Source organism: Neorhizobium galegae (assembly GCF_017877055.1).
GTDB classification, from domain to species: domain Bacteria; phylum Pseudomonadota; class Alphaproteobacteria; order Rhizobiales; family Rhizobiaceae; genus Neorhizobium; species Neorhizobium galegae_D.
In genome coordinates this window covers 92,196-106,520 of sequence record NZ_JAGIPG010000007.1, presented here as the reverse complement: position 1 = coordinate 106,520, position 14,325 = coordinate 92,196, and the positions used below count along the sequence as shown (strand labels likewise).

At 60.2% G+C, this 14,325-nt stretch carries 11 protein-coding genes and 2 pseudogenes; 8 read left to right on the top strand and 5 right to left on the bottom strand.

Annotation, left to right across the window (positions count from 1 at the left end):
* Positions 1–392: 392 nt before the first annotated feature.
* Complete coding sequence (locus J2857_RS29665) at positions 393–1,514, bottom strand: NAD(P)-dependent alcohol dehydrogenase (RefSeq protein WP_210013653.1); 1,122 nt, start codon at positions 1,512–1,514, stop codon at positions 393–395.
* Between the two features lie 197 nt (positions 1,515–1,711).
* Between J2857_RS29665 and J2857_RS29660 the strand changes: the two genes are divergently transcribed.
* Positions 1,712–2,686 (top strand): Bug family tripartite tricarboxylate transporter substrate binding protein, encoded by a 975-nt coding sequence (locus J2857_RS29660; protein ID WP_210013652.1) that lies wholly within the window; start codon positions 1,712–1,714, stop codon positions 2,684–2,686.
* A 42-nt stretch (positions 2,687–2,728) separates the two neighbouring features.
* Here J2857_RS29660 and J2857_RS29655 read toward each other — a convergent pair whose 3' ends face one another.
* On the bottom strand, positions 2,729–4,351 hold the full coding sequence (locus tag J2857_RS29655) for a GMC family oxidoreductase (protein ID WP_210013651.1): 1,623 nt from the start codon (positions 4,349–4,351) through the stop codon (positions 2,729–2,731).
* Positions 4,341–5,255 (bottom strand): annotated as a pseudogene (locus J2857_RS29650) (NAD(P)-dependent oxidoreductase); the annotation flags it as partial. The pseudogene J2857_RS29650 and the gene J2857_RS29655, both read right to left, overlap by 11 nt.
* A 123-nt stretch (positions 5,256–5,378) precedes the next feature.
* Between J2857_RS29650 and J2857_RS29645 the strand changes: the two are divergent.
* The 6 genes and pseudogenes from J2857_RS29645 (at position 5,379) to J2857_RS29620 (ending at position 11,440) form a co-directional block, all read left to right on the top strand.
* Positions 5,379–6,875 (top strand): aldehyde dehydrogenase family protein, encoded by a 1,497-nt coding sequence (locus J2857_RS29645; protein WP_281068660.1) that lies wholly within the window; start codon positions 5,379–5,381, stop codon positions 6,873–6,875.
* A 149-nt stretch (positions 6,876–7,024) separates the two neighbouring features.
* Complete coding sequence (locus tag J2857_RS29640) at positions 7,025–7,987, top strand: Bug family tripartite tricarboxylate transporter substrate binding protein (protein WP_210013649.1); 963 nt, start codon at positions 7,025–7,027, stop codon at positions 7,985–7,987.
* Between the two features lie 64 nt (positions 7,988–8,051).
* Complete coding sequence (locus tag J2857_RS29635; protein ID WP_210013648.1) at positions 8,052–9,674, top strand: GMC family oxidoreductase; 1,623 nt, start codon at positions 8,052–8,054, stop codon at positions 9,672–9,674.
* 349 nt (positions 9,675–10,023) lie between these two features.
* Positions 10,024–10,110 (top strand): annotated as a pseudogene (locus tag J2857_RS29630) (IS6 family transposase); the annotation flags it as partial.
* A 272-nt stretch (positions 10,111–10,382) separates the two neighbouring features.
* A complete protein-coding gene (parS, locus tag J2857_RS29625; RefSeq protein WP_210013647.1) occupies positions 10,383–10,958 on the top strand; it encodes a type II RES/Xre toxin-antitoxin system antitoxin in 576 nt (191 codons plus the stop codon).
* On the top strand, positions 10,958–11,440 hold the full coding sequence (locus tag J2857_RS29620) for an RES family NAD+ phosphorylase (protein ID WP_245364021.1): 483 nt from the start codon (positions 10,958–10,960) through the stop codon (positions 11,438–11,440). Before parS ends, J2857_RS29620 begins: the two co-directional genes overlap by 1 nt.
* A gap of 401 nt (positions 11,441–11,841) precedes the next feature.
* Here J2857_RS29620 and J2857_RS29615 read toward each other — a convergent pair whose 3' ends face one another.
* Both J2857_RS29615 and J2857_RS29610 read right to left on the bottom strand, forming a co-directional pair.
* Positions 11,842–12,522: an exodeoxyribonuclease III gene (locus J2857_RS29615; RefSeq protein ID WP_281068664.1), complete on the bottom strand. Its 681-nt coding sequence runs from the start codon at positions 12,520–12,522 to the stop codon at positions 11,842–11,844.
* A 97-nt stretch (positions 12,523–12,619) separates the two neighbouring features.
* Positions 12,620–12,817, bottom strand: a complete 198-nt coding sequence (locus tag J2857_RS29610) for a hypothetical protein (protein ID WP_210013646.1) — start codon at positions 12,815–12,817, stop codon at positions 12,620–12,622.
* A 40-nt stretch (positions 12,818–12,857) separates the two neighbouring features.
* On the opposite strand from J2857_RS29610, the gene J2857_RS29605 reads away from it, so the two are divergent.
* A complete protein-coding gene (locus J2857_RS29605) occupies positions 12,858–14,291 on the top strand; it encodes a M24 family metallopeptidase (RefSeq protein WP_210013645.1) in 1,434 nt (477 codons plus the stop codon).
* Positions 14,292–14,325: the final 34 nt, after the last annotated feature.

The following is a 14,325-nucleotide window of genomic DNA, read 5'->3' as shown; positions in this document are numbered from 1 at the left end:
TTAGTGCGAAATCGTACGTTTAGCCGAGAAAGTGATGATCGAGATCGATACTCGTTCCCAAAACTGGGCCCTAAATAGCATTTCCGCCTAGAACTTTATATTCAGCACAAGGCGCAAACTACGGAAATTATGCACAAATTCGGCTAGCGTACGATTTCGCACTAATCTTGTTCTGACCCCCATTGGCGAACGCCGCAACGGCCCGCCTCTGCGCTTCAATCCCCAATCTGCGCCCTGCCTCTGTGTGGGCACTCGATAGTAAGCAACGAACTGTCTTTCCATGTTTAGCCTCTGACATACGATTAGTGTCATGTGTCTGCTGCTAAAAAAGGTATAGGGCGAGTGAAGCGATCGGTTTCCCTATGGCCGGGCAAGTTTAAACTGGATGCCCTTCAGCTTTCATCGCTTTCGCTCCTGCCCATCCTTAAGACCGGTTTGATCGCCGCACCGCTGTGTTGGGCATGGAAGGCATCGTTGATATCCTCGAAATTGAAGAACTGGATCAGCCGGTCAAACGGGAAATGTCCGCGTTTGTAGAGGTCGATCAAGAACGGGATGAACAGTTTCGGATTACTGTTGCCTTCGACGATGCCGCGCACCTTCTTGCCGAGCAGCATGCTGCGTACCGGAATCGGCAGTTCCGAACCATCGCTTGGCGCGGTCACAAAACCGCAGACGCCGCGCGGTGCCAGCACGTCGATCGCCTGGCGCATGACTGAGGCCACAGCCGTCGTATCAAGTGACTGGTCGACACCGTCGCCGGTCAGCCGCATGATGTCCACAACGGCATCAGTTTCGGTTGCGAGGATCGCGTGGTCGGCTCCGAGTTCGAGGGCCAGATCCAGACGTGCCTTGATGCGATCGACGGCGATCACCGTCTTCGCGCCGGCATAGCGGGCCGCCATAATGGCGCTGAGCCCAAGGCTGCCGGCGCCGAAGACCGCAAAGCGATCGCCGGGACCGACTTTCAGGTCGTTGAGTGCCGCGCCCGCGCCGGTCTGGATGCCGCAGCCGAGCGGGCCGAGGATTTCAAGCGGCACGTCGTCTGGTACCTTGATGACATTGCGCTCGCTGCCGATCGCATAGGTCGCGAAGGACGACTGGCCGAAGAAGTCTCCGTGAACATCCTCGCCGTTGTCGCAGAGATAGCTCTTGCCGGCATCCGGTCTCGCGCAGCTGAAATTCAGCGGATATTGCTGGTAGCAATAGGCCGGTTCGGCTTCACGGCAGCTTCGGCAGGTGCCGCAATAGGCGAATGTCATCACCACATGGTCGCCGGCTTTGAGTTCCGTTACCGCCGAACCGACCGCCTCGACGATGCCGGCTCCCTCATGTCCGAGGACCACCGGACGGGCTTTCACTAGGATATTGGAGCCGGCGCATTTCAGATCTGTATGGCAGACGCCGGCCGCGACGATCTTCACCAGAACCTCATGCGGTCCGGGTCCTGCCAGTTCCAGCGGGCGAATGGTGATGGCGTTGTCCTTGCCAACGATGGCGGCTCTGATCTGCATGTTTCCTCCAGACATTATTTTGTGACCATCTGCTGCGCCGGCATGAATAGTCGCCTCTCTTATTCATTATTATAAAATGCTATTTGACGGAAATACAATATATGGATACCTTATATTTGGCGCGAAGGGAGGAGACTTTTCGCGTCATGATCGTCCGGCATCGCTTGCAGGTCGGGCCTGGTTTGGGAGGAAAATCAATGAGACGCTTGGTGACCTGCGCCTTGGCGCTGGTGGTTTCCGCATGCCTGACGACTGGCGGCGCATTTGCCGCTGACGACAATTATCCGAGCCGGCAGGTGACCATCATCACCGGCTTTGCCGCCGGCAGCGGCGCCGATATTTATTCCCGTTATTTCGCAAAGCAGCTCGAGGACTCGACCAAACAGACGGTCGTGGTGGAGAACAAGCCCGGCGGTTTCGGCAGCATTGCGGCGGTTGCCGCTGCGCGTGCGACGCCCGACGGCTATACGCTGTTCATCGGCGGCGCCGATACGTTCAGCGCCACGCCCTATGTCTTCAAGCAGTCGCCCTTCGATCCTCGCAAGGATTTCATTTATGTCGCGCCGATCTTCGGCCAGGGCTTCACCATGCTCGTCAGCGCGAAATCGCCTTACAAGTCGCTTGCAGACCTGACCGCGGCTATGAAGCAGAAGGGGGCGAAGTCTTCCTACGCAACCTCAAACAACGTCTCGACCATTTTGGCCGAGGTCTACAAGCAGAGCGCCGGGCTGGAAACCGTCCAGGTCCGCTACAAGGCGACCGCCGATGTCCTGAACGACCTCGACAGCGGTTCAATTGACTTCGTCGTGTCGGACCCGGTCTTCGGACTGGCCCGCGCTCGAGACGGCAGCGGCAGGCTGCTGGCGATCAGCACGGCAAAGCCGATCTCCAGCATCGCAGATGTAAAGCCGTTCAAGGAACAAGGCGTCGATGTGGATCTGAACATCTGGTGGCTGGTCGCAGCGCCCGCAAAGACGCCGCAGCCGGTCGTCGACAAGCTGAACGCGCTTCTCACCATGATCGCCAAGTCCGATGCGACCCGCGAGTTCGTCGGCAAGAATGGCGGCGAACCGCTGACGGCCGATTCTTCCGATGCGACCTACAAGATGGTCGAGCGCGAGATCAACGACTGGGCGCGTTACGTGAAGGTCGGCAATATCGAGCCGCAATGATGCTTTCCGACAAGGGCCGGCGAATGGCCGGCCCTTGTCGTATCACGCGAATTGCCGAAGGTCGGCTTTCAACATGTCGGCGGCCTTTTCGCCGATCATCAGCGTAGTGGCGTTGATATTGCCGCTGATATGGTCGGGAAACACCGAGGCGTCGGCCACCCACAGGCCCTCGAAGCCGCGTACCTTCAAGTCCGGCGTGACGACCGCATTCTCATGCGTTCCCATGCGGCAGGTGCTGATCGGGTGCATGTAGCTGCGGGAGTTGGCGCGCACGAAATCCCTGTCCGCCTGTTCACTTGCCTCGTTCGAAGGGTAAAGCGATCGATCGACGATATGCTTGCCGAACGGTTCTTCATCGACCAGCGAACGGATGATCTTCAATCCGCGCACCAGCGTTACCAGATCGTCCTCGTTCTCGAACAGCCGGTAATGGATCTCGACCGGATCGGCGGGGTTTGCCGACCGGATCGTCACATGGCTGCGGCTCCTGGGATAGTTCATGTTGACGCCGACCGAGATCAGCGATTTCGGCTTCAGGAGGGCCCTCCCGGTCGCCGGTGCGAACTCGCTGGCATAGGGGAAGAACGTCACCTGAAGATCAGGCGTCGCGACGCTTGCTTCTGAGCGGAAGAAGCCGACCGCCTCGGCCGAAGCCGCACCGACCGGCCCGCGTCCACCCAAAAGCCATTGGGCAAGATGATAGGGCGCCCGCAGGCCGCGCGACTGATTGTTGGCGGTCGGCGTATCGACCTCCATGATCATCCGGAAGCCGGTATGGTCGAGCATGTCCTGCCCAACGCGGGGCAGGTTTTGGCGCACGCCGATACCGTAATGTTGCAGTCGTTCCGCGGGGCCAAGGCCGGATAGCATCAGAAGTTGCGGGCTGTTGAACGTCCCGAGCGAGACGACGACACCGCGCCGCGCCTTGAGCTGCAGCAACCTGTCGCCCCGCCTTGCGATCAGTCCATCCGCGCGATTGCCTTCAAAAGTCAGTTGCTCGGCCCGGCATCCGGCAAATATCTGCAGGTTCGATCGGCTCAGATTGGGCGCGACATAACCGTCATAGGCCGATACGCGAACGCCGCGGCGGATCGTGCCCTGCACATAACCGATGCCCTCCTGCGTTTCGCCATTATAATCTGGGTTGAAGGGAATGCCGTGCCGTCCGGCCGCGGCAATGAAAGGGTCCGTCAGGGGATGGCGATAGGTCGGTAACGTCACATCCTGCGGGCCTAACCCGCCGCGCAAACTGTTGTCTGCAAGATCGGACGTTTCCAGACGCCGGAACAGCGGCAGGACGCTCTGCCAGTCCCAACCTGGATTGCCCATCGCCGACCAGCGGTCGAAATCCACCGGCGCGCCGCGTGCGAAGATCAGGCCGTTGATCGCCGAGGAGCCGCCGAGCACCTTGCCGCGGGCGATCTGGTCGACGCGGCCGTTGCGGGTCGGGTCCGGCGCGGTCTTGAAGCGGTAATCGTAGCGCGGATGGCCGAGCGTCTTCAGCACCGCGGCCGGTATCTTTGTCAGGCGCAGGTTATCCTTCGTACCCGCATCGACGAGCGCGACCCTCAGCCCGCTGACCTCGCTCAGCCGACCGGCGACGGCACAGCCGGCGCTGCCGGCTCCGACGACGACGATGTCGAACTCATGCGTCTCATCGGCCATGGTCCTCTCCCACCTCGGATGCCCAGAAGGCATAGGCCTTGGTGTGGTCGCCATAACCGCCAATCGCATCGCGCGCCTCGACCATGCGGTCATGCACGGCGTGGGTCAGCGTCGCCTTCACAGCCTTGGCATCGGCGAGATCGGCGGCGATCTTGATATCCTTGGTGAAGAGGTCGAGCGCGAAATTACGGCTCTCGTTGCCGGCGATGATTCGGCGAATGGAGGTCTCGGTCGCGAAGCTCCGGGCCGTCGAGACGTTGAAAACGTCCACCATCATGGCGGGGTCGAGGCCGTATTGCCTGCCGATGATCAGCGCTTCGCAGGCACCGACATAGGCCGCGGCGGAGACATAGTTGTTCATCGATTTCATCACATGGCCGGAGCCGAGCTTGCCGAGCCGGAATATCTTGTTGCCGAGATGCGAGAGAACCGCCGCGGCGCGTTCGACCGCCTCCTCGCTGTCGCCGCCCATCATGAAGACCAGATTGGCATCCCGTGCGCCCATCCACCCGCCGGACACCGGCGCGTCGATCAGCAGCACGCCGTGGCGGGCGAGATCGGCGCCCAGTTCGCGGGTGCTTTCTGGTGGTGAGGATGTCGTGTCGATGACGAGACTGCCGGGCTTGAGGCCGGCGAGGAGGCTCTTTTCACCGCCCTCGTTCAGGGCTGCACGCACGACTGCACCCGTCGGCACCATGGTCAGGATGACCGACGCTGGGGCGAGATCTGCCGGCGTTTCAGGAGCGACCGTCCCGTGCTCCCGAGCGAAGGCGGTCCGTTTTTCCGGGTCTATATCGTAGGCCAGAACCTCATATTCGCCCTTCACCAGATGCGCCGCCATGTGCGAGCCCATGTTGCCGAGCCCGATAAACCCTATAATGCGATCCGTCACGTTTTCCTCCCGTCGTGATGATCTTTTACCTGCCTCAAATTTTTACGATGATGGATTGTGTTTGTCCATAATGAATAATAAGGTTGCCTTATACTCGCAGAGGAGCGCTTCAAGGAGTGGCGAGAAGGAGGAAGCATGAGCGTCAACGTTTCGATGGCGGCGATCCCTGCTGCCGTGAGCGAATTCATTCGTGGCCCCCACAAGTTGCTGATTGACGGCAAGTGGGTGGCGGCAGCATCGAACAAGACCTTTTCAACCCACAATCCGGCCAACGGCAGTCTGCTCGCCGAAATCGCAGCTGCGGAAGCGGCCGATGTCGATCTCGCAGTTAATGCCGCCCGCCGCGCCTTCGACGACGGCCCGTGGTCGAGGATGACGCCGGCGGCCCGCGCCAAGCTTATCTGGCGATTGGCAGATGCGCTGGAAACGCATGCCGAGGAATTTGCCTTCATCGAAACGCTCGACAACGGCAAGCCGCTGAACGATGCGAAGATCGTCGACCTGCCGCATTCGATCGAAGTTCTGCGTTATTTCGCCGGCTGGTGCACCAAGCTGAACGGCGAGTCCATCTCTATCTCCAATCCCGGCACCTGGCATGCCTATACGATGCGCGAACCGGTCGGCGTCGTCGGATCGATCACGCCGTGGAACGCGCCGCTGATGATGGCGGTGTCCAAGATTGCTCCGGCGCTCGCTGCCGGATGTACCGTAGTGCTGAAACCGGCCGAACAGACGCCGCTGACGACGCTGCGGCTCGGCCAGCTCATCCTCGATGTCGGCTTTCCCGAAGGCGTGGTCAACATCCTGACCGGCTTCGGCGAGACTGCGGGTGCGGCGATGACCGCGCATCCGGGGATCGACAAGGTGACCTTCACCGGCTCGACGGATGTCGGCCGCATCATCATCCGGGCTGCCGCCAACGACTTCAAGCGCGTCACGCTGGAACTCGGTGGCAAGACCCCGGTCATCGTCTTTCCGGATGCCGATATCGACCGGGCGATCGAGGGGGCGGCCCGCTCGATCTTTTCCAATGCCGGCCAGATCTGCAACGCGGGTTCAAGGCTCTATGCCCATCGCGATGTATTCGAAAAACTGGTCGACGGCGTTTCGCGGCGGGCGAGCGAGTTCAGGGTTGGCCCCGGTCTGGCGGCCTCGACCCAGATGGGGCCGGTGGTATCGCAGGAGCAACTCGACCGGATTTCCGGCTTTATCGCTTCGGGCCAGAACCAGGGCGCGGAGCTTCGCGTCGGCGGCGGCCGCATCGGCAGCGAAGGCTATTTCATCCAGCCCACGGTTCTGACCGGAACGCGACCGGACATGGATGTCGTGCAGCAGGAGATATTCGGGCCGGTGCTCTGCGCCATGTCCTATGAGGAGGCCGATCTCGATCGCATCGCCCGCGAGGCCAATGCGACGAGTTACGGCCTCGGCGCGGTGCTCTGGACGCAGAACCTTTCGACGGCGCACAAGATGGCGAAGAAGCTGAAGGCCGGCACGGTTCGGGTCAATGGCGGCGGTCTCGATCCGGCTCTGCCTTTCGGGGGCTTCAAGCAGTCAGGCTGGGGCCGGGAACTCGGCCGCGAAGGTATCGAGGCCTATACCGAGCTGAAATCGGTGGCGATGGCGCTCTGAGCCTTTGGGTTCAAGTGCATCGGGGGCATGACGCCCCCGCTCTCAAGGATCGGTATGGCGGAGGAGGCCGTGCTGGTGAACTGCAATACGACTGCAGTCAGTGTGTCATGCCGGTCTCTTCCGGCCGGCAAAAGGGAGGAGAGGACACGATGTTTCGCAGAACTTTCATGGCGCTGGCGCTCGCCGCGGCAATGCCGCTTGGCGTCCAGGCGCAGGACTATCCGAGCAAAGACATTCGCATCATCTGCACCTTCCCGGCGGGAAGCGGCGCGGACATTCTCGTCCGTTTCATGACGGAGAAGATCAAGGCGCAGGTTCCGGGCGCCACGATCATCGTTGAAAACAAGCCGGGCGCAGCCGGCAGTATCGGTACGCAATATGTGGCGCGCTCGGCGGCAGATGGTCATACCATCCTCATGGATGCCGGCACGACGATCGCCTCGATCATGTCGCGCTTCAAGCAGCCGCCGATCGATGTCGCCAAGGACCTGCAGATGGTCGCGACCATCAACCGGCAGGCCTTCATGATCGTGGTCGATGCCAAGAGCGATATCAAGACCCTCGAACAGCTGACGGAGAGACTGAAAGCGGAAGGCGACAAGGCTTCCTATGCTGCTGCGGCCAATTCCGGCATGGTTCTGGGCGAACTCTACAAACAGGCGGCCAAGCTGGAAACCGTTCAGGTGAAATACGAGTCGGCGCCCGCGTCGCTGAATGATCTCCTGTCTGGCCGGCTTCTGTTCGGTACGCTGGACCCGGTCTTTTCCCTGGCGCAGCAGCGCGAAGGGCGGCTCCGCGTGCTTGCCGTTGCCAGCGGCGAACGGCTCGCCTCGATACCGGACATCCCGACGCTGAAGGAAAAGGGATTTCCGATCGACGTGACCACCTGGTTCTCGGCGGCGGTTCCGGCAGCTACGCCGAAACCGGTCGTGGACAAGATCAACAGCTGGTTCAACACGGCACTCAAACAGCCGGAGACGATCAAGTTCCTCAACGATTCCGGAGGCGATCCCTGGGCGAATTCGCCCGCAACCACCCAGCAGATGCTGATCAAGGCGATCGACGACTGGCGCGAGTTCATCCGTATCGCCAACATCCCGCCAGCCGGTTGACGGGCTGCATTCGGGCTTCCGCCATTCCGGCGGGAGTCTGTCTTCCCAGAAGGCATGAAGAAGCATGACTGCCACATACCACTATATCATTGTTGGTGCGGGCTCGGCTGGCTGCGTGCTTGCCAACCGGCTAACCGAAGACGGAACGACGCGCGTGCTGCTTCTCGAAGCGGGAAAGCGTGCCCGCCATCCGTGGCTGCAGATGCCGATCGCCTTTTACATGATGTCGTTCAACAAGCGATATACGTGGCAGTTCGATACCGAGCCGGAGCCGGGCCTGAACGGCCGCCGCATTCTCCTGCGTCGGGGCCGCGCGCTGGGCGGAACATCGATGATCAACGGGATGATCTTTGCCCGCGGCAATCCTCGCGACTACGACACATGGCGGCAGCTCGGTCTTGAGGGCTGGAGCTATCAGGATGTGCTACCCTATTTCCGGAAGCTGGAAAACAGCTGGCGCGGCGAGGGCGAGTTTCACGGCGGAAGCGGTCCGATCAAGGTCTCCCAGACCCGGCATCCGCAAATGCTCTACGAAGCCTTGCAGGATGGTGCAGCCGCAGTCGGCCTTACCAATCGCGACGACTATAATGGTGCCGACACGGAAGGCGTCAGCAAGATCGAACTTGCCGTGGGCGACGGCGTGCGCCAGAGCACGGCCCGCTCTTACCTCGATCCCGCACTCTCGCGGCCCAATCTGACGGTCGAGACCGGCGCCGTTTTGCGCCGCGTGGTGATCGAGAAAGGCCGCGCCCGAGGCGTCGAATACAGGCAGGATGGCCAGTTGCGGACGGCATTTGCGGAAAGCGAAGTCATCCTGTCGGCGGGACCCTACAAATCGCCCCAGATGCTGATGCTGTCCGGCGTCGGGCCTGCAGATCATCTGCGCGAGTTCGGGATAGATGTCGTGCACGACCTGCCGGGTGTCGGGCAGAACCTGTCCGAACATCCCAATATGCTGGCGATCTTCAAGGCGAAGAACAAGGGCACATTCCTGGAACAGCTTCGGCTGGATCGCGCGATCGTTTCCGGCGCCCGCTGGCACCTGTTCCGCAAAGGCCCGTTTACGAACAATGGTGCTGCGGCGGTGATCTTTGCCAGGACCGAACCGCATCTTGACCGGCCGGACGTGCAGCTCGTTTGTTCCTCGGTCGCGAACGATGCGAAGTTATGGTTCCCCGGCCAGACGCCGCCCCCCATCCATTCCTTCACCGCCCGCGTCGGGACACTTTATCCTCGCTCGCGCGGATGGGTGAAGCTCGGCTCGGCGGACCCGGACGCATCCCCGCGTATCCAGTTCAATCTCTTCACCGAGCGTCCCGACATGGACGACATGATCAAGGCGATCCGGCTGACGCGGGAAATCTACAATTCCGGCCGCCAGAAAGACCTGATCGAAGACGAGATTTTTCCCGGCAAGGAGGTGCAGACCAATGCCGATCTGGAAGCGGTCATCCGCAAGACCGTGCTAGTCCGACAACATGCATTGGGCACATGCGCCATGGGCGTGACCTCAAGTGCCGTCGTCGATCCGGAACTCAAGGTTCGTGGCATCGAAGGCCTGCGTGTCGTTGATGCTTCCGTCATGCCGGAAGAGCCGGGCGGCAATACAAACATCCCGACGATCATGATTGCCGAAAAAGCGTCCGTAATGATCCGCGGGCGCGGCGCCGCCACGCCGGTTGGCTGACGGTCGGCCAGTCGCTTCAGGTGGATACGTCGAAGAGATTCAGGCTGCCGCCGCGTCCGCGGACATGCACCGTTTCGGGCTCGTCGCAAACCGTTGAGAGAGCAAAGCTGGCGGGTTTTCAGCGCTTCCGCACTTTTTTGATCTTTTGAAGTCCGAAGAGGCGCGTGAGCAGATCGTTCTGATCGTTTAGCGGCACGTCAAATCCCTAAGGCGTGCCGGTCGGCGCTAAAGCTGGGAGCCGCCGCCTCCGACGGCGAGTTCGCTGCCGGTGGTATAGGTTGCCTCAAAGCCCAGAAACGCGACAGCTTCTGCGATCTCTTCCGGTCGACCGAAGCGCGGCATCGGGTTTTACCAGAAGCACACCGCCCTCGCCACCCACATTCATCGTATCCGCGCAATGGCGCAGTGGAAGGCCGTAACCGGCGCAGCTGCCTGAGTTCAACGGCAAGCCCTTCGCCCGGCTTCAGTCAAACAACGTGACATCACCGCGGTTTGCTTTTGAGATTGATCTGCTGTCATCGGCATGGTTGGCCTCCAGAGAGTTTTCTAGCGACCTCACTCTGCCACGGAGCAGGCCGCTACTCACCCCTGATGCGATCTCAACTAGCCGTTTGCAACGTCAGTCGGCGGCAATGGCGCTTGAATATCTAATCATTTGAGCTATATTCATGCTCAAAGGAGCACGGCAAGCGATGTCGTGATATTGATATGGACCCGGTAACAGCAAGAGATACATCGAAGCGCGAAGTCAAGTCCGACTTCGCTCGGATGACCCCGGAGGAAAAGCTCCTGCGGGCGATTTTCGGAGAGAAATCGGAATCCGAGCATCGTGGTAAGCGGAAGAAGACTGTTTCTGTTTCCGACTTCGAGGAAATCTTCCGAGCACCGCCTTGGCAGCGGATTGAGATGATTCGCGAAGGCATCAGCGCACGAGACGTGAAGCATCTGCAGGAGCGGCTTGGCATACCTCAGAGTTTGCTTCTGGAAAGCCTCAGGATGTCAATCGCCACGTTGAACCGCAAGGTGAGTAGGCACGAAAACCTATCCCCGGAAGATAGCGAGCGCGTGTTGGGCGTTTCCAAGCTCGTGGGCCAAGTTACTGAGATGGTAAAGCAATCTGGCGATACGCAAGGGTTTGACGCAGCAAGCTGGCTGGCCGGCTGGCTACAGCAATCCGTGCCGGCTCTTGGGGGTGCCCGTCCACTTGATTTCATTGATACGCTCGAAGGGCAGGCAATGGTGTCGCAATTACTTGCCCGGATGCAAAGTGGGGCCTACTCCTGATGCCCGCAGCTTGGCGGATCGCGACGGACACTCCAGATTATGAAGCGGACGACCTCACAGGAACGGGTGCGAAAGTTACGGGGGGGAGGTGGAATGCGCCGGGCTTTGCCGTGCTCTATTGCGCGGAAAACATCTCGCTCGCGGCGATGGAAACGCTCGTGCATTTTGCTGCATCTAGCTTACCTTTAAACCGCTACCTCGTCAGAATCGACATCCCTCAAGACCTCTGGGACGCAAGCGAGCGGCTGGATGCAAAAACAGCGCCGGTAGGATGGGATGCGCTACCAGCGGGGCGCGCCAGTTTGGCTTATGGCTCGACTTGGCTGGCCGAACGTCGGTCGGCCTGTCTGTTCGTTCCTTCGGTCATTGTACCCGACGAATCGAATGTGCTTGTCAATCCGCTGCACCCAGATGCTGGTAAAATTTCAGCGACAAAGGTTCGTAGGTGGCTCTACGATTCGCGTCTGAAATCGAAGACCTAAATCACTTCGGAGCCCATCTTGAGATTGCCGCCGGCGTAACCATCTCGAGTCGGAGTCCTCGACCTGGAGCATCGAGATGGAAGAAGACACCCTTCGCCTCTTCGCAGACGCCGAGATTGAAATCCTGCCGCCGGAGACCTCTTCGGCTGATCCGGGGCCGTCCCCATGCAGCTGTTGCGGACGGCCCGCGTCATCCGACGAAGACTGTTACGGGATCTGTGAGGAATGTCTCTCGCCGTGATAGGCTCGGCGCGAGCCTCACGCAGCCGCATGGTTTACGCGGACGTCACCGTCTCGTTCTCTGCAACGAGAGCGTCTACCAAGGTCTTGCCTCAAAGGCAGACAAGCGGCCGCTCATATGCCAATTGCGGGCAAACTGGGCCCTATTCATTTAAGGTGAGCTATCGGTCACCCAGTTCAATCCAAACCGGAGCGTGGTCACTGGTGTGCTCCCATGCACGGGCGAACCTATCTACGCCGTAGGTCTGCAGTCGTGCGTACTGACGGACTGGGCAGAAAATGGTCGATGCGAAGGCATGCGTCCCGAGCGAAAGAGTTGCGGAAATACTTCCAGAACGTATAGATCCGCTGTTCGGGATGCAGCAGCCAAGGGCGTCCGTCCAGCCCATGGCAATGAGCTCGGCATAAGCTGCGCGAACCTCGGGCCGAAACAGGGCATTGTCTCGCCAGCGCTCCGGCTTGTAGACGTCGAGGTCGGTCGGCATGATGTTGAAATCTCCGACCAATGCGCAGGGCACATCAAGCTCGAAAAGTTCTGCCGCATAGGAATGCAGCCGCTCGAACCAGCGGAGTTTGTAGTCAACCTTCGGCCCAGGTGCCGGATTGCCGTTCGGAAGATAAAGGCAGCCGACCATCATGCCATCAATGGCCGCCTCTATATATCGGCCGTGACTATCGTCGAGGTCGCCCGGAAGCCCACGGCGGGTCTCTCGCGGCTCCTGATCGCGGGCGAGGACGGCCACGCCGTTCCAGGATTTCTGACCATGCCAGATGGCGCCATAGCCGGCACGCTCGATCTCCCGGCGTGGGAACTTCTCGTCAGGCGACTTTAGCTCCTGCAGGCAACGACGTTAGGTTCCGCTCACTCAGGGCAAATATCTGCCGCTCGGCGCCACTTTTCCGGGCATGCCGATCCATACGGCGTGACGATTTTCAGAATTATTTTGAAAGTTTTTTTTCATCGCGCATGACGCAACCTTTTGTATGAGTCTTGATTTTAATGCCTGTTTTGCGCCATCGATCCAGACCCCATGCGCAGTTTTTGACGGATTTTGGCTTAAATAATAAATCATGCTCAAATTGTAGGCAAATGCTCTCCGGAGCAACGGCTGCGGCTATTTGCAAAATAAATTTCATCTATAAGCTATTTTCATTCGCATTTTCGACGAGAGCCGCCATGACAGCCTTGAACCCGTCCCGCCTTGCGCCTGTATTCCAAACCGACCTGAGGTTCGAGCGACTGCTCGACGGGTTCAGCCCTTCCTTCGAGTTCGAGCCGGTCGGCCCGCTGCCGGAAAGCGAGTTTGTGGATCGTCTGCGGCGCATCCGCCGCGAGGCCGTCGTCGCGGGTCACGACGTGATCCTCATCCATGCGGATTCGATCGGCTCCTACAAGGTGTCGAATTCCTACCTGCGCTATGTCTGCGACTGGGCCCGCGAAGGGGTGCTGGTCATCCCCACCGACGACGACAAGCCGCTGACGCTGTTTTCCATCTTCAGCAGCTCGGTGCTGCTGCCGCCGGCCGGCGAAGCGGTACTGGTGGAAGATATCTGGCAGGTCGGCACCTGGGGGCGCGAGACCTATAACCGCCCCGGCAAGACCGTCGACAAGGTCGCGGATGCGGTCGCCGCGTTTCTGGAAAAGAGCGGTCTATCCTCCGTTCAGATAGGCACGATCGGCGATGCCACCTCGGCGGGCTACTGGAACGGCCTGAAGGCGCGGCTGCCGAAATCCTCATTCGTGCCGGCCGAGCCGATCGTCGAACGCATGCAGAAGGTGCGTTCACCGAAGGAACAGGCGGTGGTGCGTACCGCGGCACAGCTCGCCAGCATCGGCATCGAGGCCGCCTATCACGTCGTCAGGCCGGGCGTCACCGATTTCGAAATCTATGCCGCCTTCACCTATGCGCAGATGGCCCGCGGCGGCGAGACCGGCGACGGCTACCAGATCGGCATCAATCGCTACGGCACTCATTGCGGCAAGCCCTATGGCCATATCGTCCGCGATGGCGACCTGATCAATCTCTATATTTCCGCAGTGATCTATCAGGGCTACACGGCGCAGATCGCCCGCATGATCGCGGTCGGCGACATTACCGATAAGCAGGAGGAAGTCCTGCAGATGTGCGTCGAGGGTGTGGAAAAGGCCGCCTCGCTGGTGAAGCCGGGCGCGCTGATTTCCGACGTCGCCAACGCCTCCTTCGATCCCTATATCGCCCGCGGCTACCTGACATCGGCCGAAAGCCGCTCCATGCCCTACAACTGGGTGTCGGAAGACGACGGCAAGCCGCGCCTCATCCCGCGCAAGCATGTGGTGGACGAGGACTGGGAGCGCCAGGGCCGCAAGCTGATGCATGTCTATCCGGCCACGCTCGGGCCGCATAACCCGAATGTCGGGCATTCCGTATCGATGCCTAAGATGATGCCCTACAACATGCAGTCGAATAACCACGACAAGCTGGAGGAGGGCATGACCTTCGTGCTGCATTCGCAATGGCTGGAGCCGGAAGTGGCCGGCTGCAATGTCGGCGATTGCTTCCTCGTCACCGCCGATGGCCACGAAAACCTCAGCCGCCACACGCCACTCGCCCCCCATCGGGTCAAGGCCTGACATCGCAACAACCAATAAGAACAGACCTCAGAAG

What these genes read in the sequence shown, in the direction of transcription:
- J2857_RS29665 (WP_210013653.1), bottom strand. Translation starts at nt 1,514, where the DNA reads ATGCAGATCAGAGCCGCCATCGTTGGCAAGGACAACGCCATCACCATT.
- J2857_RS29660 (WP_210013652.1), top strand. Translation starts at nt 1,712, where the DNA reads ATGAGACGCTTGGTGACCTGCGCCTTGGCGCTGGTGGTTTCCGCATGC.
- J2857_RS29655 (WP_210013651.1), bottom strand. Translation starts at nt 4,351, where the DNA reads ATGGCCGATGAGACGCATGAGTTCGACATCGTCGTCGTCGGAGCCGGC.
- J2857_RS29645 (WP_281068660.1), top strand. Translation starts at nt 5,379, where the DNA reads ATGAGCGTCAACGTTTCGATGGCGGCGATCCCTGCTGCCGTGAGCGAA.
- J2857_RS29640 (WP_210013649.1), top strand. Translation starts at nt 7,025, where the DNA reads ATGTTTCGCAGAACTTTCATGGCGCTGGCGCTCGCCGCGGCAATGCCG.
- J2857_RS29635 (WP_210013648.1), top strand. Translation starts at nt 8,052, where the DNA reads ATGACTGCCACATACCACTATATCATTGTTGGTGCGGGCTCGGCTGGC.
- parS (WP_210013647.1), top strand. Translation starts at nt 10,383, where the DNA reads ATGGACCCGGTAACAGCAAGAGATACATCGAAGCGCGAAGTCAAGTCC.
- J2857_RS29620 (WP_245364021.1), top strand. Translation starts at nt 10,958, where the DNA reads ATGCCCGCAGCTTGGCGGATCGCGACGGACACTCCAGATTATGAAGCG.
- J2857_RS29610 (WP_210013646.1), bottom strand. Translation starts at nt 12,817, where the DNA reads ATGAAATTTATTTTGCAAATAGCCGCAGCCGTTGCTCCGGAGAGCATT.
- J2857_RS29605 (WP_210013645.1), top strand. Translation starts at nt 12,858, where the DNA reads ATGACAGCCTTGAACCCGTCCCGCCTTGCGCCTGTATTCCAAACCGAC.